Source organism: Pseudomonas sp. FW300-N2A2 (genome assembly GCF_017351735.1).
In the GTDB taxonomy this organism is placed as follows: domain Bacteria; phylum Pseudomonadota; class Gammaproteobacteria; order Pseudomonadales; family Pseudomonadaceae; genus Aquipseudomonas; species Aquipseudomonas migulae.
The window spans coordinates 212,440-236,890 of the sequence record NZ_JACNDU010000007.1; the positions used below are offsets into that span (position 1 = coordinate 212,440).

The window sequence follows — 24,451 nt, forward strand, 5'->3', positions numbered from 1 at the left end:
TATGGCGCGAAGGCCTTGACTCAGACTTTGTTGAACAACCCCAACTGAGCGATTTTGCTGAACGCCAGTTGCGAGGCTTGCAGCATGGTTTGCTGCAAGGTCAGGCGGGTCATCACCGTGGCCGGGTCCGAATCACGGATCGCGCCCTGGGTCTGCGTGTTGGCCAGCACCAGGCTCTGGTTGATATCGGTCTGAGTCGTCAGCGACGCACCGCGACCACCCACGGAGCTGAGGCCCGAGGTCAACTGGTCAATGCCGCTGGTCAGGTTACCGATACCGGAACCAATGGCCGCGTTGAGTGCTTGAATGGCCTGCGGATTGTTGTTGGTCGGCGTCGACAGCGCGGTTTTCAGCTGGGCGACCGTGTCCAGAACGTTCTGCGTCTGGTGAGTGTTGACCGTGACGGAGAACTGGTCACCAGCCTGCATCGAAGGTGCGCCGCTCAGCGTAAAGTCGACACCCGATGCGGTGGCGACGTTGCCCGCCAGAACACCGCTGGAAACCGGCTTGCTGCTCGCGGTCAGAGGCGCTGCATACAAGTCGAAAGCCGTGGCGCTGGTGAACTTGAGAACGGCCCCGCCTTCCGGAAAGCTGGCGTGGTAGGCGGCACTGTTGGAGATGCTTGTATTGGTGACGACGTCGCTGGACAGGTTGCCTGGGGCACGGGTCGCATTGAAGCTGTCCGGCTTGGCCGCCAGGGTGAAGCTGTAGGCATTGGGGGACGGAGGCGCCGGGAACACGGTTGCCGGAACGTCGCCAGTCTTCATGTTGATGTTCAACTTCAGGTCAACGCCACGGAAGTTGATTGTCTGTGTGGCGGCACCACCGGAGGAGCTGAACACGCCATTGCCAGAAGCTTCGGCCGTGACGTCATTACCCAGCGAATCGCGGATTTCCAGCTGCGTAGGGCTGAGGAAATTCACGGTGTAGGGCTCGCCGCCACGGAATTTGGCGTTGTAGGTCACGTCCGAATTCACCTGACCATTGGACAGCACCACACGACCGCCATCGACGGCCGGCGTCGGCGTGGTCATGGTGGACTGTGTGCGACTGGTGTTGATGGCTTGCTGGAACACAGCCCAACCGGTGCTGTTGGTGGCCATCGACTGGGTATCGCCAATCGGCAGGTCCAGCGTGACCTGATCACCGTTATAGCTGTAGGTGCCGTCGGTATTACGCGAGAACGGAACGGTATCGCCCTTGGAGCCGGAGAAAATGTATTTGCCGTTTTCGTCCTTGGTGTTCATCAGGCTCAACAGCTGTTCTTCGATCTGGCTGAGCTCCGAAGCGTTGGCCTGGCGATCGGAATCGGTATAACCGGCGTTGCCGGCACCCAGGGCCAGTTCCTTGGCGCGTTGCAGCACGTTGCCGATACTGGTCATGACGGCTTCAGTCTGGCCGAGCGTGGCTTTGATCGTCGTCATGTTGTTGTTGAACTGATCGAGCATCGAAGCCTGCTGGCCCAATTGCAGCAGGCGCGAGGCGCCGACCGGATCATCGGCGGCGGTGTTGACGCGAACCAGGCTGCTCGCCTCTTCGCTGCTCTTGACCACGTTGGCGAAGTTCTTCGAATAGTTGGCAGCCGAGGACTCGTAAAACTGGGCGGTAGAAATGCGCATGGGCTACGACTCCTTAAAGACTGTTGATCAGTGTGCTGAAGATTTCCTGCGCAGCCTTGATGATCTGCGAAGACGCGGTGTAGTACTGCTGATACTTGACCAGGTTGCCGGTTTCCTCATCGAGGTCGACACCCGAGAGCGAGTCGCGCGCGCCCTTGGCGTTCGCCAGGATGGCTTCGGTCGCCGCGCTGTCGAGCTTGCCCTGTGCAGCCTTGGAACCCACACCCTCGACCAGTTTGCCGTAGGCGTCGTTCAGGGAAATGCCTTTGCTGGCCGAACCGGTGTCCACGGTCTTCGCGGTCTGCAAGCCAGCCAGTGCGGTGCCGTTACGGTTGTCCAGGCTGCCCGGCTGAGTGAGCGAGACGTTGATCGCCGCGCCGCTGCTTGGGGCACCGGCGATGGTCATGCTGAAGGCCGCGGCGTACTGAGTCGCGGGCGGAGCCGGGATCGGTGCACCCGCGGCATCCGTGAGCGGAATGCTCAGGTTCAGGGTATTGGTCTCACCTGGCTTGATGGTACCGCCGCTGATCAGCGCGCCCTTGGCATCCAGGAACTGGTAGGTCTGGCTGGTGCCATCGGCGGACACCGCACCAAATACCACCTTGGTCGGCGTGGAGTTTTTCAGGCCGTTCTGCATCGCGGTGGTGGTCGCCGCGTCGTAGATGTCGAACTTGGTGGTCAGGGTCGGTTGACCGCTGGCCGGGATCGTCAGGGTGCCGCTGCCACTGCCGCTCGCTGCAATCGCCGCGCCCAGCGGTGCCGCGATGGCCAGACGCTTGGAGTCGGTCATCTCGGTCTTGATGTTCGCCGCAGCATCGCGGGTCGGGGTGATCCTGAAGGTGTCGCCCGCCGTGGCAGAAGCCGCGTTGAACTTCATCTCGACGCCGTCGATGACCGGTGCCGTTGCCGGCGCTACCGTGCTGAAGGAGCCCATCGGCGTGTTGTCCGGCAGGCGCTGAACGGTGTAATCGGTCGCGGTGGTGAACGTGACCTTGTAATCGTTGATGGTCAGCTTGCCAGTGTCCTTGATGCTCACATCAAAGTTACCGGTGCCCACGTTGTTCAGGCTGGCGACGCTGCGTTCAGAGACCAGCTTGGCCGAGTTGATGTTGTTGAACAGGTTCGAACCGAAGGCGCCGTTCTTGTCGATGCCCTGGGCCTGAAGGCTGTTCATCTGGTCGGCGACGACCAGGGCCACACGACCCAATTCGTTCATGGCCGGGTCCAGCACGGTGCTGCGATAACGCAGCAACCCGCCGATTTCGCCGCCGGTCATGATCGCGGTGATATCAATGGTGCTCGAACCGCGATTGAGTTGCAGCGACAAGCGGCCCGGATCGTCTTTGCCCGGCACCACTTCAAGTTTGTTGACCGTATTACCCATGACCAGCGGCTGACCGCTGCCCAGGTAAATGTCGAGATTGCCTTCACGCTCCACCACCTGCGCACCGGTGAAGGTCGCCAGCTGGCGCACGGTTTCGTTACGGGCGTCGAGCAGCTCGTTCGGCATGCCGCCGGAACTGGAAACCTCGGAGATCTTCTGGTTCAACTGCGCCACGGTAGCGGCCAGCTTGTTGACCTGATCCGCCATGTTCGTCAGGTTGCCGTTGATATTGGCATTCTGCTGGGTCAACTGCGCGGAGACCGAGTTGAAACGGTTGCTCAAGGCCTGGGCATCGCTGAGCAGCAACTGGCGGGACGCGTCGTCACCGGGTTTGGCGTTGACGTTCTGCACCGAGGCAAAAAACTTGGTCAGTGCGCCGTTCAGGCCGGTGCTGGTGTCGGAGAGCAATTTGTCCAGCGGCGTGACCTGATTCAGGTAGGCGGCCGAATCGCTGTTGAGCGAGGTGGTGGTCTGCAACTGTGCATCGAGGTAGCTGTTGTACACGCGACGCACATCGGCCAGGGTCGTGCCGGTGCCGATGTAGACATTGCCGAACTGCTGCGAGGCCTTGGTGCCCTGCACTGTTTGCTGGCGCGAGTACCCGGCGGTGTCGACGTTGGCAATGTTGTTGCCGGTGGTCATCAACGAGGATTGGCCAGCGGCCAGACCCGACATCCCGATATTGAGCAAACTCATGGTTCGACCTTAATCCTTGTGCCTATAAAGGCGTGGTGGAAACGCCCGCCGCAGCGTAGTTCTGGTAACTCGTCATCTGCTTGGCTATCTGCGAAATCTTGCTCGCGTAGTCCGGGTCGGTTGCGTAACCGGCCTTTTGCAACTCGCGTACAAACTGTTCTGGGTTATCGGCCGACTTCACGACATCTTGATAGCGATTGTTGGTTTGCAACAAAGTCACAAGGTCATGGAAGCTGTCCTTGTAAGAGCCATAGGAACGGAACTCGGCCGTCTCCTTGACCATCGCGCCATTTCTGAATTCGCTGGTGATCGCTCGCGCCGAATCGCCCTTCCAGCTGCTGCTGGCCTTGATGCCGAACAGGTTGTGGCTGCTGCTGCCATCCTGTGCGCGCATGACCGATTTGCCCCAGCCGGTTTCCAGCGCCGCTTGAGCCACCAGGTAACGCGGATCGACGCCGATGCGCTCGGCGGCTTCCTTGGCCATCGGCAACATGGTGTTGACGAACTGGTCGGCAGAACTGAAGGCTTTTTTCGCCGGTGCCAACGGTATCTGAGCGATGGCACGACCATGAATCTGCAAGCTGCCATTCGCTGATGCTTGCGCAGTCGCCAGCCAGTCTCCGTTGAACAAAGGCCCCGAACCGGTCGGCGTGGCGCGCTCTGCCAATCGAGTGTTATTGAGCGGCGCGGCGGCCGTCGTCGCCGAAGGCACCAGGCCCGCCAGCAAGCGGTCAGCCAGTTTCGGTGGCAACGCCAGGCGCCGCTGATTGATCAGCGCCATGTCGTTGCGATGTGCGCCCTCGCCTGCCGCCTGTGGAGCGCTGATCGAGCGCGAAGCCCACAACGGACGCTGGCCATTGACTCGCGACAGCGGCCCGTTGGTCCCGACCGTGCCCGCCGCCACCGGCGTCTGCACCGCCGCTTTTGCCGCTTCCTGCTTGGCCGCCGACAGCGTTGCCGCTTCGCCCGGCGCCAATGGTTTGTTCTTCGACATCTGGCGCATCAGCACGTCCGCCAGACCAATACCACCGCCCTCGCGGGACATGGAAACGGCCAACTGCTGGTCGTACATTTCCTGGTACTGCTTGGCCGCCGGCGTGTTGAGCGGATTGCCCTCGGCCAGCGTGTCGGTCGCCTTGCGCATGGACTTGAGCATTTCACCGAGGAACAGCGACTCGAATTCCTGCGCCACTTTGCGTAGGTTTTCGTCACTGTTCTTGTCGCCGACCTTGAGCTGATTCAGACGATTGAGGTCCGAATAGGACCCCGAATCGGCGCTGCTGACCAGACCACTCTTGTGCATATCCATGGTCGCCGGCCTCAGATCACGATCAGGTCGGCTTGCAACGCGCCGGCCTGCTTCAGTGCTTCAAGGATTGCCATCAAGTCGCCTGGCGCCGCGCCGACCTGGTTCACCGCACGCACGATCTCGTCGAGGGTGGTGCCCGGGCCGAACTTGAACATCGGCTTGGCTTCCTGCTGGGCGTTGACCCGCGAGCGCGGCACAACAGCGGTCTGACCATTGGACAGAGGGCCGGGCTGGCTGACGATCGGGTCTTCGGTGATGGTCACGGTCAGGCTGCCGTGAGTCACGGCGGCCGGGGACACCTTGACGTTCTGACCGATCACGATAGTGCCGGTGCGGGAGTTGATGATGACTTTCGCCACCGCCTGACCCGGATCGACTTCAAGGTTCTCGATGATCGACAGATAGTCGACGCGCTGGCCCGGATCCAGCGGCGCACTGACGCGAATCGAACCGCCGTCGATGGCCTGGGCAACGCCAGGGCCGAGCATGTCGTTGATCTTGTCGACGATGCGCTTGGCGGTGGTGAAGTCGGAACGGTTGAGGTTCAACGTCAGGCTGTTGCCCTGGTTGAAACCGCTCGGCACCGAACGCTCGACCGACGCACCACCAGGGATGCGACCAGCCGACGGAACGTTGACGGTGATCTTCGAACCGTCGCGACCTTCAGCATCAAAACCGCCGACGACCAGGTTGCCCTGGGCGACCGCGTAAACGTTGCCGTCGATACCCTTGAGCGGCGTCAGCAGCAAGGTGCCGCCGCGCAGGCTCTTGGAGTTACCGATGGAGGACACGGTAATGTCCACCTGCTGACCCGGTTTGGCGAAGGCCGGCAAGTCGGCACTGATCGATACCGCCGCGACGTTCTTCAACTGCACGTTGCCCGAACCGGGCGGCACCTTGATGCCGAACTGCGAGAGCATGTTGTTGAAGGTTTGCAGGGTAAACGGCGTCTGCGTCGTCTGGTCGCCGGTACCGTTGAGCCCGACCACCAGGCCGTAGCCGATCAATTGGTTGGAACGTACGCCGGAAATACTGGCGATGTCCTTCAGCCGCTCGGCCTGAGCACCGAAGGCTGCGGACATCAGGAACGCAGCCACCATCAGGTGTTTGAAATTCAACGTGACCACCTAGAAAGGGAACAGCGGGCTGAGGAAGAAACGGTCGAACCAGCCTGGCTGACTCGCATCGGCAAACGAACCGGTGCCCGAATAGGTGATGCGTGCATCGGCGATGCGCGTTGACGAAACCGTGTTGTCGGTCGCGATGTCATCGGCCCGGACCAGGCCGGCGATCCGTACCAGTTCATCACCGGTATTGAGGGTCATCCACTTCTCGCCGCGCACGGCAATGATGCCGTTGGGCAAGACGTCGGCGACGGTCACGGTGATCGAACCGGTCAGGCTGTTGCCCTGCCCGGCCTTGCTGTCGCCCTTGGTCGCGCGGTCGCCGCTGTAACTCGCATTCAGTGTCAGATCATTCTCATTGAATGGGTTGTTAGTGTTGGGCACCACACCGAACAACGACGTCAGGCCAATGCCGGCCTTGCTGTTCTTGGCCACTTGCGAGTTGGCGTTTTTACTGGCCTGGGTTTTTTCGTTCAGGGTGATGGTAATGATGTCACCGACCCGGAACGCCTTGCGGTCGCTGTACAGGTTCTGTTCGAAGCCAGCCTGGTAGATCGAGCCGTTGTTCGCGGCAGCCGGCAATGGCGTACGCGGCAACACCGGGGCGTAGTAAGGGTCATTGGGCTTGGGCGTCGGACCGACGCAACCCGCCAGCGCGACGACGCCACTCAGTGCCAGGACAGATACAAAGCGATTCATGACCCTACCTCACGGTGTTGCAGGCGGCCTCATGACCGCCTCATAGACTTGATTACAGATTCTGCGTTACGAACGAGAGCATCTGGTCGGCGGTGGAGATCACCTTGGAGTTCATCTCGTAGGCGCGCTGAGTGGTGATCATGTTGACCATCTCTTCAACGGTGCTGACGTTGGAAGTTTCCAGGGTGTTCTGCAGCGTGGTACCGAAACCGGCCAGGCCTGGCGTGCCGACTTGCGGCGCGCCGCTGGCAGCGGTTTCCAGGAACAGGTTGTTACCCACGGCTTGCAGGCCGGCCGGGTTGATGAAGTCGGCGGTTTGCAGGTTGCCGATCACCTGGGATGCCGGGTTGCCGGCAATGGTGATGGACACGGTGCCGTCGCGACCGACCGTGAAGGTCTGCGCGTCGTTCGGAATGACAATGGCCGGCTCGAGGGCGAAGCCGTTGGCGTTCACGATCTGGCCGTTGGAGTCGAGGTGGAACGTACCGTCACGGGTGTAGGACGTGGTGCCGTCCGGTTGCAGGATCTGGAAGAAACCGCGACCGTCGATGGCCATGTCCAACGGCTGCTCGGTAGTTTGCAGGCTACCGGCGTTGAAGTTTTTCTGGGTGCCGACAATGCGCACACCGGTACCCAATTGCAGACCCGACGGCAGTTCGCTGTCCTGGGTCGACTGGGCGCCTGGCTGGCGTTTGATCTGGTACAGCAGGTCCTGGAACTCGGCGCGGTCACGTTTGAAACCCGTGGTCGACACGTTCGCCAGGTTGTTGGAAATGGTGGTCAGGTTGGTGTCCTGGGCGGACAGACCTGTTTTGGCAACCCATAGAGCCGGAAGCATTCGATTCTCCTCGTGCGCCTGTTTTACGGCGCGACGTTCTGATAATTAGCTGATCTGCAAGACCCGAGCCATGGCCTGGTCATCGTCTTTGGCGGTGTTCATCATCTTGATGTGCAGTTCGAACTGCTTGGCCAGCGCCAGTACCGAAGTCATCTCTTCCACGGCATTGACGTTGCTCGACTCCAGGAACCCGGACACCAGTTTGACGTTGGCATCGGCTTGCGCCGGCTTGCCATCCTTGGTGTGGATCGAACCGTCCAGGCCTTTGGTCATGTTCTTGAAATCCGGGTTGACCAGCTTGATGCGGTCGACTTCAGCCATCACGCGAGGGCCTTCGCCCATCGCACGAATGCTGACGGTGCCGTCTTCACCCACTTCGATTTGCTGCTCGGGCGGCACGGAAATCGGCCCGCCATTGCCCATCACCGGCATGCCGTTGCCGGCCCGCAACACGCCCAGAGCGTCAACGTTCAGACTGCCGGTGCGCACGTAGCTTTCACCGCCGTCGGGGTTCTGCACCGCGATCCAGCCGTTGCCCTGCACCGCGACGTCGAGGTCGCGACCGGTTTGTACCAGAGAGCCCGCGGAGAAGTCGGTGGCCGGACGTTCGGACATCGCAAACGCACGCGCCGGAAAGCTGTCACCGAACACCGGCATCGAACGCGCCTGCTCCAGGTCTTTCTGGAAGCCGTTGGTGGAGATGTTCGCCAGGTTGTTCGCATGAGCCTTCTGCGCCAGTGCATTCTGGCTGGCGCCGGTCATTGCCACATAAAGGTACTTGTCCACACTCTTTCCTCTGCATGCCGGACGTTTGCCGCCCACCGCTGTACTGCTGAGCGATAAGCAATTTGCAGACCAACTTTTTTCTGGCGGCGCGGAGCCCGGCAAACAAAGGACTTGGGGCGTTCAGGGGGAAATGGGGGAATGTGTCAAAGACGAAAAACCGGCGGTGTTATGCCGGTAAGTGGCAACGCTTGGCCTTGAGGCTGAACAGGATACCGCTATCGCGAGCAGGGCTCGCTCCTACATTTGGAATGCAATCCCCTGTAGGAGCGAGCCCTGCTCGCGATGGGGCCAAAACAAACACAGCAAACGCCAGCTAGGACTCAGTCTTGCCAACCTCATACTCACGCAACTTGTTGGCAATGGTGGTATGCGAAACCCCCAACCGCTTGCCCAGTTGGCGACTGCTCGGATGTTCGGAATACAAACGCTCCAGCACCGCTTTTTCAAAACGCCCGACAATCTCATCCAGCCCGCCTTCAAGCGAAAAATCGCCAAGCGGCTGACGCACGCCATAATCCGGCAGGCGAATATGTTCAGCCTTGACCGTCCCGCCCTCACATAACGAAACCGCCTGGAACAACACGTTTTCCAACTGCCGGACGTTGCCCGGCCAATGGTAGTGACTGAGCCGCTCCATGGCCGCCGGCGCCAGTTTCGGCAGCGCACAACCGATCTGCCGACTGGCCTGATCAAGGAAGTGCTCCACCAACGGCGTCAAACCATCCAGGCATTCGCGCAGCGGCGGGATATGCAGCGAAAGCACGTTCAAACGGTGATACAAATCCTGGCGAAACTCGCCACGAGCGCACAATTCCGACAGGTCGACCTGCGTGGCACAGATCACTCGCACATCGAGGTAAACCTCTTCATCACTGCCTACACGACGGAAGCAACCGTCCTGCAAGAATCTGAGTAGTTTCACCTGCAGGCGCGGGCTCATTTCCCCCACGCCATCGAGAAACAGCGTACCGCCCGCCGTCAGCTCCAACAGCCCTAGCTTGCCTTCGGCACGGGCGCCTTCGAACGCGCCGGGGCCGTAGCCGAACAACTCAGTCTCGGCCATGGACTCCGGCAGGCCGGCGCAATTGAGCGCCATCAGCGGCGACTGACCGCGCGGGCTCGCCAGGTGGCAGGCGCGTGCCAGCAACTCCTTGCCGGTGCCGGTTTCGCCTTCTATCAATAGCGGCGCATCCAGCGGCGCCATGCGCCGGGCTTCACGCACCACCGCCGCCATCACTTTCGAGCTCTGGAAGATGCTATCGAACCCGCGCAGCTCCTGTTTGCGCACGTTGTAAATGCGCTCCCCTACCCGGTCGGCACGGTGCAGCGTCAGCACCGCGCCGGCCATGGCCTCGCTGTCGTCATGTTCCGATTGCAGCGGCGCGATGTCGGCCAGAAACACGTCACCCTTGACCTTGACTCGCAGCCCGTTGATCCGCGACTTGTTGGCGCGCACCAGTTCCGGCAAATCGAAATCCTCGGCGTAACGCGACAAGGGGATCCCCGGCACCTCATCGACACGCACGCCGAGCAACTGCGCCGCCGCGCGGTTAGCCGCGACAATCGAGCCGCCCATGTCGATCGACAACACCGGAAATTCCAGAGCACCGAGCAAAGCATTGAGTTCCATGTGCCGACGCTCGCTCGGCATCAGGCCTACACGCTTGACGCCAAAGACCCCGGCAATCGACTCGAATTTCGGACGCAATGCCTGGAACTGAATATTGATCAGGTTCGGGCAATGCAGGTAGATCGCGTTGCCATGCTCGCCACCCACTTCACCTCGAGCGACGTTGATTCCGTACTCGACCAGTAAATTGAGAATGTCGCGCAGGATGCCGATGCGGTTCTGGCAGTGGACTTTGATACGCATATAAGGCCCGAAGATAAATTAAGGCGATGGATCGCTCCCTGCAGGAGCTGGCTTGCCGGCGATGGCGTCCTTGAGAACGCTATCGCCGGCAAGCCGGCTCCTACCTACAGCGGTTTACCAATCAATCGAGGGCCGCAGGGGAAATTTTCTGTTGGCGCCCTCAGATAGTCGTCAAGATTATGTGACACCTGTGAGCCATTTCAAACCCGAAAAACTCATGCGCAGCGCCACAGTCGCCAATCCGTAACGAAAAGTTTACGAAAACCAACGAATTTTCCTACATGCGACGGCTTACACGTGCTGCAACATCGCAATTCCTGAGGTATTTCTAAGTCCATAGCAGGACATAACAAGAACGAAATCCCCTAGCAGGAGAGCAGCATGAAGCAGACGCAGTACGTGGCTCGCGAGCCCGATGCGCAAGGTTTTATCGACTACCCCGCCGAAGAACACGCGGTGTGGAACACGCTGATCACTCGCCAACTGAAAGTGATCGAAGGGCGTGCGTGCCAGGAATACCTGGACGGTATCGAAAAACTCGGTCTGCCCCACGACCGCATTCCGCAACTCGGCGAAATCAACAAAGTCCTCGGTGAAACCACCGGCTGGCAGGTTGCCCGAGTACCCGCACTGATTCCTTTCCAGACCTTCTTTGAATTACTGGCCAACAAGCAGTTTCCGGTGGCGACGTTTATTCGTACCCGCGAAGAGCTGGATTACCTGCAAGAGCCGGACATTTTCCACGAGATCTTTGGTCACTGCCCGCTGCTGACCAACCCTTGGTTCGCCGAATTCACCCACACCTACGGCAAACTCGGCCTGAAGGCTTCCAAGGAAGAACGCGTGTACCTGGCGCGCCTGTACTGGATGACCATCGAGTTCGGCCTGGTCGATACACCCCAAGGCCAGCGCATTTACGGCGGCGGCATTCTTTCCTCGCCGAAAGAAACCGTTTACAGCCTGTCGAACGAACCTGAGCATCAGGCCTTCGACCCATTGGAATGCATGCGCACGCCTTACCGCATCGACATCCTGCAACCGCTGTATTTCGTCTTGCCGAACCTCAAGCGTCTGTTCGACCTCGCCCACGAAGACATCATGGGCATGGTCAAGCAAGGCATGCAGCTGGGCTTGCACGCACCGAAATTTCCGCCGAAAGCCGCGTGATCCGCAGCTTTTAGAATCAAGTGAGCCTGTCAGGAATCGACGCTTTGGTTTAGCGTGGTTGCACTGACGGCCGATTTCCAATCATTCGAATTCAGGAACACATCATGTCCACATTGAACCAAGCCCATTGCGAAGCCTGCCGCGCCGACGCCCCTCAGGTCAGCGACGAAGAGTTGCCGGTACTGATCAAGCAGATCCCGGACTGGAACATCGAAGTCCGCGACAGCGTCATGCAGCTGGAAAAGGTTTTCCTGTTCAAGAACTTCAAGCACGCGCTGGCGTTCACCAACGCCGTCGGTGAAATCTCCGAGGCTGAAGGTCACCACCCGGGCCTGCTGACCGAATGGGGCAAAGTCACCGTGACCTGGTGGAGCCACTCCATCAAAGGCCTGCACCGCAACGATTTCATCATGGCCGCGCGCACTGACGAAGTGGCCAAGGACGCCGAGGGCCGCAAATAATGCATTTCGACGCCATAGGTCGAGTACCCGGCGACCCGATTCTCGGCCTGATGGAGGCCTATGCGCAGGACCCCAACCCGCGCAAATTCGACCTTGGCGTGGGCGTCTATAAAGACGCCTTTGGCCTGACGCCGATTCCACAGGCCGTGAAGCTTGCGGAGCAGCGCCTGGTGGATCGCCAGACCACCAAGACCTACATCGGCGGTCACGGCGAACCGGCGTTCGGCAAAGCCATCAACGAGTTGGTGCTCGGCGCCGATTCTGCGCTGATCGCCGAACAACGGGCCGGCGCCACCCAGACGCCAGGCGGCACCGGTGCGCTGCGCTTGAGCGCGGACTTCATCGCCCAGTGCCTGCCGGGCCGTGGCGTGTGGCTGAGCAACCCGACCTGGCCGATTCACGAAACCATTTTCGCCACGGCCGGGGTCAAGGTTAATCACTACCCTTATGTCGGCAGCGACAACCGCCTCGATGTTGAAGCGATGCTGGCAGCACTCAACGAAGCCCCTGAGGGCGATGTGGTTTTGCTGCACGCTTGTTGCCACAACCCGACCGGTTTCGATCTGTCCCATGACGACTGGCGCCGGGTACTGGAAGTGGTGCGCAGTCGTAATCTGGTGCCGCTGATCGACTTCGCCTATCAGGGTTTCGGCGACGGACTGGAGCAGGATGCGTGGTCGACCCGGTTGTTCGCTGCCGAACTGCCGGAAGTGTTGATTACCAGCTCCTGCTCGAAGAACTTCGGCCTGTACCGCGACCGCACGGGGGCGCTGATTGTCTGCGCGAAGACGGCTGACAAACTGGTGGATATCCGCAGCCAACTGGCCAACATCGCCCGTAACCTGTGGTCGACTCCACCGGATCACGGCGCTGCCGTCGTGGCAACGATCCTCGGCGATCCAGAGCTGAAAAGCCTCTGGGCCGACGAAGTGGAAGCCATGCGCTTGCGTATCGCCCAACTGCGCAGCGGCCTGGTCGAGGCGCTGGAGCCTCATGGTTTGCGCGAGCGCTTTGCGCACATTGGTGTGCAACGCGGCATGTTTTCCTACACCGGATTGACGCCTGACCAGGTTAAACAGCTGCGTGATCATCACAGCGTTTACATGGTCGGTACCGGCCGGGCGAACGTGGCGGGGATTGATGCGACGCGTCTTGATCTGCTGGCCGAAGCCATCGCCAAAGTCTGCAAGTAATCTCAAGAACTCTGTAGTTCCCTTGTGGGAGCGAGCCTGCTCGCGATAGCGGTGTATCAGTCGACATAGACGTTGACTGACACTCCGCTATCGCGAGCAGGCTCGCTCCCACATTTGTTTTGCGGTGCGCCCTCTTCCACACCTGTCTAGACAAGCCCATCCGTCGTAACAATTGGATATAAAAGTCTGATTGTCATTTCTCCTGCTGTATCCTGCCCAGGCTTTGTAAAAGCGCGGATCTACCAGATCTATCAACAGACTTTGCGAGGAGCGCGAAACATGCACGAGATCCCTAATCTCCCCTTCCCAAGCCTGCACGAAACTGAGCAGACACCCACGCAGCAAGCCGGCGCCCAACAGCCCGAGCCGAAAGAAGCCACTGAACGCCGCCAGGCCGACAGCGAAGACTGAAACACCCGCAATGCCAGACCGTGTGGAAAGCGCTAACATGCGCTTTCCACACCGCCTGAACCCTTGAGTTGCACACCATGACCGATGACTTTAGCGAGACCCAGGCCAGCGTTCTGATCGGCACCGCCGAGAAGATGATCGAGATCTGGAATCGCCTCCCCCCCGAGAAACAAGCGGCATTGCTCGCCCGTTTCGGCAGCGAAGAAAATGCCCTGGCCGCCCTGGTCACGACACAACTGGTCGCCCCCGCCAAACCCTGATTCACCCCCCACCCGGCAAATAGTTTTACTTTTCCACGCCCGCGGCCTCTCACGCCGCTATCATAAGCAGCCTATCTATCCTGCTTTCCCGTGGACCTTTACCCATGTCTGAAAACCAGCGCCCCCTGGCGGTCACGCTGCAAGTCGTTTCCATCGTCCTGTTCACTTTTATCGGCTACCTCAACATCGGCATTCCCCTGGCCGTATTGCCCGGCTACGTCCACAGCGATCTGGGTTTCGGTGCCGTAGTCGCCGGCCTGGTGATCAGCGTGCAATACCTGGCCACCCTGCTCAGCCGTCCATACGCCGGGAAAATCATTGATAACAAGGGCAGCAAACTGGCGGTCATGTATGGCCTCGCCGGTTGCGGTCTGAGCGGCGTATTCATGCTGATTTCGGCCTGGACCCAAAGCCTGCCGATGCTGAGCCTGATCAGCCTGTTGATCGGTCGCCTGGTACTTGGCAGCGCAGAAAGCCTGGTGGGCTCGGGCTCGATCGGCTGGGGCATCGGCCGGGTCGGCGCGGCGAACACCGCCAAAGTGATCTCGTGGAACGGCATCGCCAGTTATGGCGCACTCGCCGTCGGCGCACCGCTTGGCGTGTTGCTGGTCAGTCAGTTGGGCTTGTGGAGCATGGGCGTGAGCATCGTGTTGCTGGCCGTGCTGGGCCTGGCGCTGGCCTGGCCGAAAACCGCCGCGCCCATCGTGGCCGGGGAACGATTGCCGTTCATGCATGTGCTGGGTCGAGTGCTGCCGCACGGTTGCGGCCTGGCGCTGGGTTCGATCGGCTTTGGCACCATCGCCACCTTCATCACCCTGTATTACGCCACGCAACACTGGGACAACGCGGTGTTGTGCCTGAGCCTGTTTGGCGCAAGCTTCATCGGCGCGCGGCTGTTGTTCGGCAACCTGATCAACCGCCTCGGTGGTTTTCGCGTGGCGATTGCCTGTCTGTCGGTGGAAACCCTCGGGCTGTTGCTGCTGTGGCTGGCACCGGATGCTCATTGGGCCTTGGCCGGTGCTGCGCTGAGCGGTTTCGGTTTTTCCCTGGTGTTCCCGGCACTGGGCGTGGAAGCGGTCAATCTGGTGCCAGCGTCCAGCCGTGGCGCTGCGGTTGGCGCGTATTCGCTGTTCATCGATCTGTCGCTGGGGATTACCGGACCGTTGGCGGGCGCGATTGCCGCCGGATTTGGTTTTGCTTCAATCTTCCTGTTCGCCGCCCTCGCCGCTTTGAGCGGTTTGGCACTGAGCGTTTACCTGTACAGGCAAGCGCCCAAGTATCGTGAAGAGCGAGACGCCCGCTAGAAATCGACCTTGCCGCGCCCGGCCTTGATGCTGCCGCGCTTGGTCTTGGATTCGAGCCGACGCTTCTTCGAGCCGAGGGTCGGTTTGGTCGGACGGCGTTTCTTTTCAACCTTGGTGGCGCTGAGGATCAACTCGGTCAGCCGCTCCAGCGCATCGGCGCGATTGGCCTCCTGCGTGCGGTATTGCTGGGCCTTGATGATCAACACGCCGTCGCTGGTGATGCGGCTGTCACGCAGCGCCAGCAGCCGCTCCTTGTAGAACTCGGGCAAGGACGAGGCCGGAATGTCGAAGCGCAGGTGCACGGCGCTGGAGACCTTGTTGACGTTCTGCCCACCGGCGCCCTGGGCGCGGATGGCCGTCAATTCGATCTCGGCATCCGGCAGATGCACATTGTTGGAAATCACCAGCATGGAAAAGCGTCCGTATTCAGAGTGCGCAGGATACCTTGATTAGCACCGTCCCTGTGGGAGCCAGCCTGCTGGCGATGAGGCCGTGTCAGTCGACATCATCATTGCCTGACCTGCCGCTATCGCGAGCAGGCTCGCTCCCACAGGTGTTTTGTGTGTACCCCAGAAACAACAAACCCGGCACATGGCCGGGTTTGTTGTGTCTGCGCGCTGCGTTATTTCATTGCAGCCTGCAACGTTTGTTGAGCACTGCGCTTGTTCTTGATGCCGTAGCAAATCCACATGAACACGACCCACACCGGAATCGCGTACACCGAAACCTGAATGCCCGGGATCAACAGCATCACGCCAAGGATGAACACCACGAACGCCAGGCAGATGTAGTTTCCGTACGGATACCACAGGGCCTTGAACAGCGGCGTCTGCTTGGTCTTGTTCATGTGCTGGCGGAACTTGAAGTGCGAATAGCTGATCATCGCCCAGTTGATCACCAACGTGGCCACCACCAGCGACATCAACAGTTCCAGCGCGTTTTGCGGGATCAGGTAGTTCAACAGCACCGCAATCAGCGTCACCGCCGCCGAAGCGAGGATCGAACGCACCGGCACGCCGCGCTTGTCGATCTTCGCCAGGGCTTTCGGCGCATCGCCCTGCTCGGCCATGCCCAACAGCATGCGGCTGTTGCAGTAGGTGCCGCTGTTGTACACCGACAACGCCGCGGTCAGCACCACGAAGTTGAGGATGTGCGCGGCGGTGTTGCTGCCGAGCATCGAGAACACTTGCACGAACGGGCTGCCGCTATAGGAATCGCCGGAGGCGTTCAGGGTCGCCAGCAGGCTGTCCCATGGCGTCAGCGACAGCAGGATGACCAGTGCGCCGATGTAGAAAATCAGGATCCGGTAGATCACCTGGTTGATCGCTTTCGGGATCACGGTTTTCGGTTTGTCCGCTTCTGCTGCGGTGAAGCCGAGCATTTCCAGGCCGCCGAAGCTGAACATGATGATCGCCATGGCCATCACCAGACCACTGACGCCATTCGGGAAGAAACCACCGTGGGACCACAGGTTGGTCACCGACGCTTCCGGTCCGCCGTGCCCGCTGACCAGCAGATAGCTGCCCAGGGCAATCATGCCGACGATCGCGACGACCTTGATGATCGCGAACCAGAACTCCGCCTCGCCAAAGACTTTGACGTTGGCCAGGTTAATGAGGTTGATCAGCACGAAGAACCCGGCTGCCGAGACCCAGGTCGGGATGTCCGGTGCCCAGTAGTGGATGTATTTGCCGACGGCGGTCAGCTCCGACATGCCCACCAGAATGTACAGGATCCAGCAGTTCCAGCCCGACAGGAAACCGGCGAAACCGCCCCAGTATTTGTGCGCGAAGTGGCTGAAGGAACCGGCCACCGGCTCTTCGACGATCATTTCGCCGAGCTGGCGCATGATCATGAAGGCAATGAAGCCGCAGATGGCGTAGCCGAGGATCATCGACGGGCCAGCGGATTTCAGTACACCGGCCGAACCGAGGAACAGGCCGGTACCAATCGCGCCACCAAGGGCGATCAGTTGAATATGACGATTCTTCAGGCCGCGTTTCAGCTCGCCTGAATGCGAGTTTTGTCCACTCATGAAAAGGGTCTCACGCAAGGTTTGATGATGTTCAATAGACGTTGCTGCTCGGTTGCGACTTTAAGCAGCGCCGATCAAACCCCAGCGCAGGCACCAGGAGTTCAGCGTATTTACAACGGTCATGCGTCACCTGTTTGTTTTTATCTGTGACGAAATCGAACCCGACACGCTCGTGACGCGGCGGAGTGAACAAGGCGGATAGCCTTGAGGTTTGCGCAGGTGCGCAGGAGGTCACAGGTAAAACGCGGCGCATTGTACACCGCTACCCCCCTGCTGCCAGACACCGCTGGATCAGCGCGTCGGTTGCCGGGATTGCCTGTGTCCGCCCCGAGGGTTTCGGGCGGCTGCAAAAAGAGAGTCAGACCTTTGCGGGTCGTCGGCGTGAGCGATAGGAAAACCGCCCCACGGGGAGAGGTGGAGATGAGTCACGGCGTACATTGCGCCTCCTTTTTGTTATGCACCTGCACGACAGGCATGGGGCGCATGACACCCTTCTGGAGCCGCTGAAACAAGCGGGCCAGAGAGCTGAAAAAGGTCTAAAGGCTCATAGAGCGGAAGAAATTTCTTACGGTTATCGCCGGAGGGTGGTTTCGCGAGGCCAATCGGCAGAAATCGTCAGGTTTTCTTTACGAGGCGTAACACCTATTTTCCACCCTGACTTTGGCAGTGCTCCCACTGACGCCTTCGCGGGCAAGCCTCGCTCCTACAGGTATCGCGGCTCGCGGAAACGGCACCGAACCTGTAGGAGCGAGGCTTGCCCGCGAAGAGGCCCTCAAGAACAATGCAGATCCGAAACCAGGGCAAAAAAAAACGCCAACCCGAAGGTTGGCGTTTTTCATCTGCCGCTCAGCCCTTACTCAGGCTTGCGACGACCGAAGCCCGGACGCTGGCCCGAACCGGCTGGCGCGCCGCGGCGCTTGCCCGATGGTTTGTCACCCTCGACCAGCTTGATCCCCGGACGTTTTGGCGCTGGCTTGGCCGGGCGCTTGGTGTCCGATGGACGATCCGCCACTGGCGTACCGCGACCAGACTCTCCACGACCCGCAGGGGCACCGCGGCCTTCGCCACGCTCAGTGCGACCGTTGGCCGGACGCGGCGTGCGTGGACCACGCTCGCCGTCGGCGCGTGGCGCTGCTGGCTTGCGGGCTGGACGCTCGCCTTCGATATGCGGTTCACGGGTATCGCGCGGTGTAGCAGCGGACTGGTTACCGATGGCAGGACGCAGCGAACGCACGCGCTCGGTCTTGCCCATCGGACGCGACGATTTACGCTGCATACGGTCGAGCTTGTCTTTGCTCTTGGCATTCATCTGCGGCATGGCCACAGGCGTCAGACCCACTTCCGCACTCAGAATGTCGACTTCGTACTGGCTCATTTCGCGCCAGCGACCCATCGGCAGGTCGGAGTTGAGGAACACCGGACCGAAACGCACGCGCTTCAGACGGCTGACCACCAGGCCCTGGGATTCCCACAGACGACGAACTTCGCGGTTGCGACCTTCCATCACCACGCAGTGGTACCAGTGGTTGAAACCTTCGCCACCGGGCGCTTGCTTGATGTCGGTGAACTTGGCCGGGCCGTCTTCAAGGACGACGCCTGCCTTCAGACGCTCGATCATCTCGTCATCGACTTCGCCACGCACACGTACCGCGTATTCACGGTCCATTTCGTAGGAAGGGTGCATCAGGCGGTTGGCCAGTTCACCGTCGGTGGTGAACATCAGCAGGCCGGTGGTGTTGATGTCCAGACGGCCGATGTTGATCCAGCGACCTTCTTTGGGCCGTGGCATCTTGTCGAAAACGGTTGGGCGGCCTTCCGGGTCAAGGCGGGTGCAGATTTCACCGTCGGGCTTGTTGTACATGATCACGCGGCGTACCGACTCGGCGGCTTCTTCGCGCTTGATCACCTTGCCATCGATGGTGATGGCGTCGTGCATGTCGACGCGCTGCCCGAGGGTGGCGTCTTTGCCGTTGACCTTGATGCGGCCGTGGCTGATCCAGGCTTCTACGTCACGGCGCGAGCCGACGCCGATACGGGCGAGGACTTTCTGCAGTTTCTCGCCTGCTGGGCCGATTTCCTGGTCGTCTTTCTGGTCGTTGATACTCATCTGGGCACCTCCCGGTGTGGTCTGTTCAGGCTTTGCCTGAAGAGTTGAAAGCTTGTACTCGGGCGAAGGGATCGCCGAAGGGTCGCGAATCATACGCGCATGTCGGCGTTTGCGCATCAGAGACTAGCTGATGAATGGCCAGTTACCCGGATTTCCGCCGACCGGTGGTACCGAGTTTGATCAGACGCTGATCGTTGGTTGAACTCATCAAACCTCCAGCCAACACAAACCCTGTAGGAGCCGGCTTGCCGGCGATGGCGTCCTGTCAGGCACTAAATGTGTCGACTGACCCACCGCTATCGCCGGCAAGCCGGCTCCTACAGGGATTTCATCGCCTGTGAGGTCGGAGGTCAGTCTTCGAACTCGCGGCGTTCGGCTTCGATGGCTTCGGCGAGGGCCCGGGCTTCGGCTTCTTCGTCGGACAACTCGGGTTCAGGCTCGGGTTTCGGCTGTTCGAGCGCGGCGACGGCGGCCAGGAGCTTTTCGCGCGCCTCAGCCACACCGAGCACATCATCTTCCCGTTCTTCTTCGACGGTGGCTTCTGGTTCGACTTGAAGTTCAGCCTCAATGACCGCTTCCGGCTGCGCCAAAACCTCTTCGGTCACGCTCATCTCGCCATCACGCAAAATGTCATCGAAGTCGGTCTTGAGCCCCTCCTCCATGGTGTCCAGCTCCAGCAACAACGTATGGAAGCTGGTTTCTTCCTTCGGCTCTTCCGGCTCGGCGCTGGCGTCCGCCAGTTCCTGCAAACCGGCTGGCACGGGCGCATCGTCGAAGTCGAGCACTGGGTCAGGCTCCAGCTCGCGCAGTTCTGCGAGCGGCGGCAGATCGTCAAGATTCTTCAGGTTGAAATGATCGAGAAACGCCTTCGTCGTCGCAAACATCGCCGGTTTACCGGGCACGTCGCGATAACCGACGATGCGAATCCACTCCCGTTCCAGCAACGTCTTGACGATGTGACTGTTGACCGCCACGCCCCGCACGTCTTCGATCTCGCCCCGGGTGATCGGCTGGCGATAGGCAATCAGGGCCATGGTTTCGAGCATGGCACGGGAATACCGCTGCGGGCGCTCTTCCCACAAACGCCCGACCCATGGCGAGAATTTTTCGCGGATCTGCAGGCGATAGCCGGAGGCGACTTCCTTCAGCTCGAACGCACGGCCCTCGCAGGACTTGGCCAGGATCGCCAAGGCTTTCTTGAAGACCGGCGGTTCCGGCCGCTCGCCCTCCTCAAAGAGTTCGAACAGGCGTTCAAGCGATTGCGGTTTTCCCGAGGCCAACAGAAAGGCTTCAAGCAGTGGCGCCAGCTCGCGGGGTTCAGTCAGGTTCATGATTCAACTCGTTATTCGGCTCGGGCTCGCACGTGGATCGCCGCGAACGGCTCATTCTGCACCAGCTCGACCAAGGATTCCTTGACCAGTTCGAGGATCGCCATAAAGGTCACCACCACCCCCAGGCGTCCTTCTTCAGCGGTGAACAGCTCGACAAAGGGCACGAAACCGCCCCCCTTGAGCCGCTCCAGCACGTCGCTCATGCGTTCGCGCGTGGACAGCGCCTCGCGGCTGACCTGGTGGCTTTCGAACATGTCGCCACGGCGCAGCACCTCGGCCATGGACATCAACAACTCGGACAGACTCACATCCGGCAACAACTTGCGCGCCCGTGCTTCCGGGGCATCCAGCTTGGGCACCACCACATCACGACCGACGCGGCTCAGGCCGTCGATGCCTTCGGCGGCTGCCTTGAAGCGCTCGTATTCCTGCAAGCGACGGATCAGTTCGGCGCGCGGATCGTCTTCTTCGTCTTCGATGGTTTCGGCGCGAGGCAACAGCATCCGCGATTTGATTTCGGCCAGCATCGCGGCCATCACCAGGTACTCGGCGGCCAGTTCCAGGCGCACCGACTGCATCAATTCGACATAGCCCATGTACTGGCGGGTGATTTCCGCCACCGGGATGTCGAGGATGTTGATGTTCTGTTTGCGGATCAGGTACAGCAGCAGGTCGAGGGGGCCTTCGAAGGCTTCGAGAAAAACCTCGAGCGCATCCGGCGGAATGTACAGGTCCAGCGGCATTTCCAGCACCGCCTGGCCATAGACCATGGCGAAAGGCAGTTCTTGCTGGGCGCCGGCCTGACTGTCGATAACGGGCTCTACTGCAGACATTTACGCCTCGGCCATGAACGGCGTCGGGTCGCCGCAACCGACGCGGATCACTTCCGGCTCGCCATCGGCGAGGTTGATCACTGTGGACGCCTTGATCCCACCGAAACCTCCGTCGATGATCAGGTCCACTTGATGCTCGAGCAATTGGCGCATTTCGTAAGGATCGCTCAGCGGGTCGGTGTCGCCCGGCATGATCAGCGTCACGCTCATCAGCGGTTCGCCGAGTTCTTCCAGCAGCGCCAGGGCAATCGGATGGCTTGGCACACGCAGGCCGATGGTGCGCTTTTTCGGGTGCAACAACAGCCGCGGGACTTCACGGGTGGCGTTGAGAATGAAGGTGTAAGGCCCCGGCAGGTGCGCCTTGAGCACGCGGAAGGTGCCGGTGTCGATCTTGGCGAACAGCCCGAGTTGCGACAGGTCGCAGCAAATCAGCGCGAAGTTGTGCTTCTCGTCCAGTTGACGCAACCGGCGCACGCGCTCCACGGCATTCTTGTCGCCGATCTGGCAACCAATGGCGTAGGAAGAGTCTGTGGGATAAATCACCACCCCGCCGTTGCGGATGATCTCGACAGCCTGTTTGATCAGGCGCGCTTGCGGGTTTTCCGGATGTATCTGGAAAAATTGACTCACATTCTCTACCTGTTCAGACGGCGGCAATAATTGGGTCATGTTTGAATCGACACCACAGTGGTGGCAGATCCTCCGGGAGCGGGCGGTATTCACCGATCTCGGACCAGCCTCCAGGGCCATGAAAATCACTGCCAGCGCTGACCAGCAGACCGAACTCGCGGGCGAGAATCGCCAGGCTGCCCACTTGCTCGGCGGGCTGATGGCCATTGACCACTTCGATAGCGTGGCCCCCAGCTTGAATATAGTCAGAAATCAGGCGGCGACGCTTGCTGCGAGTGAAATCGTAGTGCCAGGGATGCGCCAGGCTCACCCAGGCTTTTGCGGCGCGCAGGGTTTCGACGGTCTCTTCCAGGGTCGGCCAGTGTTGCTTGACGTCCCCCAGCTTGCCGGCGCCCAGCCATTTGCGGAACGCTTCGGCGCGATCCTTGACGAAACCTTCGCGCACCATCCAGTCAGCGAAGTGCGGGCGGGCCGGCGCGTTGCCGCTGTCGCCCAGTTCCTGTTGAATCGCCCGGGCGCCCTCCAGCGCACCCGGCATGCCCTTCAACGCCAGTTTGCGGCTTATTTCTTCGGAACGTAGCCAACGGCCATCGTGCAACTTGGCGATGGCATCGACCAACGGCGCGGCATTGACATCAAATCCGTAGCCCAGCACATGAATGGTTGCGCCGCCCCAGGTGCAGGACAACTCGACGCCGTTGACCAGTTGCATCCCCAGCGCCGTTGCGGCGCTACGGGCCTCATCGAGGCCTTCAAGGGTGTCGTGATCGGTCAAGGCCAGGACTCGCACGCCTTTCTCGAACGCACGCGCAACCAGAACCGCAGGCGCCAGGGCGCCATCGGAGGCCGTGCTATGGCAGTGCAAATCAACATTCACAGGGATGTGTAACCTCAAATCAGCCGGCGCTATCGCGCGCCCATATGTTTGTTATTATGCCGCCACATCCTGCTTCTGGCTGCCACTGTGAAACAATTCATCGATTTCATCCCGCTCCTGCTGTTTTTCATCGTATTCAAAATCGATCCACGGGTCGTCGACATCGCCGGTCATCCAGTGACTGTAGGCGGTATTTACAGCGCCACGGCAATGCTGATCATCAGCTCCCTGGTGGTGTACGGCACGCTCTTCATCAAGCAGCGCAAGCTGGAAAAAAGCCAATGGCTGACGCTCATCGCGTGCCTGGTCTTCGGTAGCCTGACACTGGCGTTCCACAGCGAGACCTTCCTGAAATGGAAAGCCCCGGTGGTCAACTGGCTGTTTGCCCTGGCGTTCATCGGCAGCCACTTCATCGGTGACCAGCTGCTGATCAAGCGCATCATGGGCCACGCACTGACCCTGCCGGACCAGGTCTGGACTCGCCTGAACATCGCCTGGATCGCATTTTTCCTGTTCTGCGGTGCCGCCAACCTGTTTGTCGCGTTCACGTTTCAGGAATACTGGGTCGACTTCAAAGTCTTCGGCAGCCTGGGCATGACGCTGTTGTTCCTGGTCGCCCAGGGTATTTACCTGTCCCGCCACCTGCACGACGCCGATACCACTACGCCAAAAACCGAGGACTGACATGCTTTACGCAATCATTGCCACAGACGTCGCCAATTCCCTGGAAGCCCGCCTGGCCGCACGGCCTGCACACCTTGAGCGCCTGCAAGTGCTCAAAGGTGAAGGTCGTATCGTATTGGCCGGCCCACACCCGGCAGTCGACAGCAATGACCCGGGCGCTGCGGGTTTCACCGGCAGCCTGATCGTCGCCGAATTCGATTCCCTGAGCGCCGCCCAGGCCTGGGCCGACGCCGACCCGTACATCGCTGCAGGCGTCTACGCCAACGTTTTGGTCAAGCCGTTCAAGCAAGTCCTGCCGTAAATCTCTCCCTCGCGATGAACCTTGTCGGTTCATCGCGCTCTCAATCGCTCATTATTCTCGTTTGCCTGCCGACAACCTGCCCAATAATCGATTGGATTCAGGAGCTCCGATGCGCAAAGGTCCGTTGTGTCTGATGTTGGTCACGTTGTCGATCGTGGCGCCCGCCCACGGTGAAGAAAGTGCCGCCGGTGGTAGTTCGACGCCTCTGTCCTTGAGCGCCGGGAGCCAGATCAGCGAGTTGCAGCAACGCTTGAAGGTGAGCGAACAGCAACGAGAAGAACTGAGCAAACAACTGCAAAGTGCAGATGCCGAACGCGAAAGCCCTCAGCTGAGCCGGTTGCGCCAGGAGAATCAGCGCCTGAAGCTGCAACTCAAGGAAGCCCAGGCCAGCAGTCCGCTGCCGCGCTTTTTGACAGACCAGCAGCAATGGTTCGTGATCGGCGCTGGAGTTGCGCTATTGGCCCTGCTCTGCGGTATCTTCGCCAGTGGTGCAAGTCGAAAACGTCGACAATGGCTAAATTGAGTGAGT

24 protein-coding genes are annotated in these 24,451 nt (G+C 60.2%); 9 read left to right on the forward strand and 15 right to left on the reverse strand.

The genetic code is table 11. The annotated features are described in order from the left end of the window. Positions 1-20: 20 nt before the first annotated feature. From J4E42_RS12935 to J4E42_RS12970, 8 genes are all read right to left on the reverse strand, one after another. Entirely contained in the window at positions 21-1,619 is a 1,599-nt protein-coding gene (locus J4E42_RS12935) for a flagellar hook-associated protein 3 (RefSeq protein ID WP_207285380.1), read from the reverse strand. 13 nt (positions 1,620-1,632) lie between these two features. Next, positions 1,633-3,699 (reverse strand): flagellar hook-associated protein FlgK, encoded by a 2,067-nt coding sequence (flgK, locus tag J4E42_RS12940; protein WP_008042677.1) that lies wholly within the window; start codon positions 3,697-3,699, stop codon positions 1,633-1,635. Positions 3,700-3,721: 22 nt separating this feature from the next. Beyond that, the gene (flgJ, locus tag J4E42_RS12945) at positions 3,722-5,008 is read right to left on the reverse strand and encodes a flagellar assembly peptidoglycan hydrolase FlgJ (protein WP_207285381.1); all 1,287 of its coding nucleotides are present in this window, start codon (positions 5,006-5,008) and stop codon (positions 3,722-3,724) included. Between the two features lie 11 nt (positions 5,009-5,019). After that, positions 5,020-6,108, reverse strand: coding sequence for a flagellar basal body P-ring protein FlgI (locus J4E42_RS12950; RefSeq protein ID WP_032832736.1), 1,089 nt, complete (start codon positions 6,106-6,108; stop codon positions 5,020-5,022). A gap of 27 nt (positions 6,109-6,135) precedes the next feature. Continuing rightward, on the reverse strand, positions 6,136-6,831 hold the full coding sequence (gene flgH / locus J4E42_RS12955; protein ID WP_008042681.1) for a flagellar basal body L-ring protein FlgH: 696 nt from the start codon (positions 6,829-6,831) through the stop codon (positions 6,136-6,138). A 52-nt stretch (positions 6,832-6,883) separates the two neighbouring features. Continuing rightward, positions 6,884-7,669 (reverse strand): flagellar basal-body rod protein FlgG, encoded by a 786-nt coding sequence (flgG, locus tag J4E42_RS12960; protein ID WP_008042682.1) that lies wholly within the window; start codon positions 7,667-7,669, stop codon positions 6,884-6,886. Positions 7,670-7,714: 45 nt separating this feature from the next. After that, a complete protein-coding gene (locus J4E42_RS12965; protein WP_008030482.1) occupies positions 7,715-8,455 on the reverse strand; it encodes a flagellar basal body rod protein FlgF in 741 nt (246 codons plus the stop codon). 313 nt (positions 8,456-8,768) lie between these two features. Beyond that, positions 8,769-10,328, reverse strand: coding sequence for a sigma-54-dependent phenylalanine hydroxylase transcriptional regulator PhhR (locus tag J4E42_RS12970; protein ID WP_008030481.1), 1,560 nt, complete (start codon positions 10,326-10,328; stop codon positions 8,769-8,771). A 381-nt stretch (positions 10,329-10,709) separates the two neighbouring features. Between J4E42_RS12970 and phhA the strand changes: the two genes are divergently transcribed. The 6 genes from phhA to J4E42_RS12995 all read left to right on the forward strand — a co-directional run bounded on the left by phhA (position 10,710) and on the right by J4E42_RS12995 (position 15,124). After that, on the forward strand, positions 10,710-11,495 hold the full coding sequence (gene phhA / locus J4E42_RS12975) for a phenylalanine 4-monooxygenase (RefSeq protein ID WP_207285382.1): 786 nt from the start codon (positions 10,710-10,712) through the stop codon (positions 11,493-11,495). 104 nt (positions 11,496-11,599) lie between these two features. Next, the gene (locus J4E42_RS12980; RefSeq protein ID WP_008030478.1) at positions 11,600-11,956 is read left to right on the forward strand and encodes a 4a-hydroxytetrahydrobiopterin dehydratase; all 357 of its coding nucleotides are present in this window, start codon (positions 11,600-11,602) and stop codon (positions 11,954-11,956) included. Next, positions 11,956-13,149, forward strand: coding sequence for an amino acid aminotransferase (locus J4E42_RS12985; protein ID WP_008042685.1), 1,194 nt, complete (start codon positions 11,956-11,958; stop codon positions 13,147-13,149). Before J4E42_RS12980 ends, J4E42_RS12985 begins: the two co-directional genes overlap by 1 nt. A gap of 279 nt (positions 13,150-13,428) precedes the next feature. Further along, the gene (locus J4E42_RS29460) at positions 13,429-13,560 is read left to right on the forward strand and encodes a hypothetical protein (protein WP_008030474.1); all 132 of its coding nucleotides are present in this window, start codon (positions 13,429-13,431) and stop codon (positions 13,558-13,560) included. Between the two features lie 77 nt (positions 13,561-13,637). Further along, positions 13,638-13,820: a hypothetical protein gene (locus tag J4E42_RS12990; RefSeq protein WP_207285383.1), complete on the forward strand. Its 183-nt coding sequence runs from the start codon at positions 13,638-13,640 to the stop codon at positions 13,818-13,820. A 104-nt stretch (positions 13,821-13,924) separates the two neighbouring features. Beyond that, positions 13,925-15,124 carry an MFS transporter gene (locus tag J4E42_RS12995; protein WP_207285384.1) on the forward strand — a complete coding sequence of 400 codons (1,200 nt, stop codon included), beginning with the start codon at positions 13,925-13,927 and terminating at the stop codon, positions 15,122-15,124. On the opposite strand, the gene arfB is transcribed toward J4E42_RS12995, so the two are convergent. The 7 genes from arfB to J4E42_RS13030 form a co-directional block, all read right to left on the reverse strand. Beyond that, positions 15,121-15,534, reverse strand: coding sequence for an alternative ribosome rescue aminoacyl-tRNA hydrolase ArfB (gene arfB, locus J4E42_RS13000; protein ID WP_003222786.1), 414 nt, complete (start codon positions 15,532-15,534; stop codon positions 15,121-15,123). The two genes, J4E42_RS12995 and arfB, sit on opposite strands and share 4 nt — an antisense overlap. 212 nt (positions 15,535-15,746) lie before the next feature. Continuing rightward, the gene (locus tag J4E42_RS13005; RefSeq protein ID WP_207285385.1) at positions 15,747-17,159 is read right to left on the reverse strand and encodes an amino acid permease; all 1,413 of its coding nucleotides are present in this window, start codon (positions 17,157-17,159) and stop codon (positions 15,747-15,749) included. 853 nt (positions 17,160-18,012) lie between these two features. Further along, on the reverse strand, positions 18,013-19,266 hold the full coding sequence (gene rluB, locus J4E42_RS13010; RefSeq protein WP_008030465.1) for a 23S rRNA pseudouridine(2605) synthase RluB: 1,254 nt from the start codon (positions 19,264-19,266) through the stop codon (positions 18,013-18,015). A gap of 350 nt (positions 19,267-19,616) precedes the next feature. Then, a complete protein-coding gene (gene scpB / locus J4E42_RS13015; protein ID WP_207285386.1) occupies positions 19,617-20,597 on the reverse strand; it encodes an SMC-Scp complex subunit ScpB in 981 nt (326 codons plus the stop codon). An 11-nt stretch (positions 20,598-20,608) separates the two neighbouring features. After that, a complete protein-coding gene (locus J4E42_RS13020) occupies positions 20,609-21,367 on the reverse strand; it encodes a segregation and condensation protein A (RefSeq protein WP_404943248.1) in 759 nt (252 codons plus the stop codon). Between the two features lie 63 nt (positions 21,368-21,430). Then, positions 21,431-22,060 (reverse strand): L-threonylcarbamoyladenylate synthase, encoded by a 630-nt coding sequence (locus J4E42_RS13025; protein WP_032832737.1) that lies wholly within the window; start codon positions 22,058-22,060, stop codon positions 21,431-21,433. Between the two features lie 13 nt (positions 22,061-22,073). Next, positions 22,074-22,937, reverse strand: coding sequence for a PHP domain-containing protein (locus tag J4E42_RS13030; RefSeq protein WP_008030458.1), 864 nt, complete (start codon positions 22,935-22,937; stop codon positions 22,074-22,076). A gap of 87 nt (positions 22,938-23,024) precedes the next feature. Between J4E42_RS13030 and J4E42_RS13035 the strand changes: the two genes are divergently transcribed. The 3 genes from J4E42_RS13035 to J4E42_RS13045 all read left to right on the forward strand — a co-directional run bounded on the left by J4E42_RS13035 (position 23,025) and on the right by J4E42_RS13045 (position 24,445). Next, positions 23,025-23,621, forward strand: coding sequence for a septation protein A (locus J4E42_RS13035; protein ID WP_008042693.1), 597 nt, complete (start codon positions 23,025-23,027; stop codon positions 23,619-23,621). A gap of 1 nt (position 23,622) precedes the next feature. Next, positions 23,623-23,922 carry a YciI family protein gene (locus J4E42_RS13040; protein ID WP_007984134.1) on the forward strand — a complete coding sequence of 100 codons (300 nt, stop codon included), beginning with the start codon at positions 23,623-23,625 and terminating at the stop codon, positions 23,920-23,922. 109 nt (positions 23,923-24,031) lie between these two features. Continuing rightward, positions 24,032-24,445 carry a hypothetical protein gene (locus tag J4E42_RS13045; RefSeq protein ID WP_008042694.1) on the forward strand — a complete coding sequence of 138 codons (414 nt, stop codon included), beginning with the start codon at positions 24,032-24,034 and terminating at the stop codon, positions 24,443-24,445. Positions 24,446-24,451: the final 6 nt, after the last annotated feature.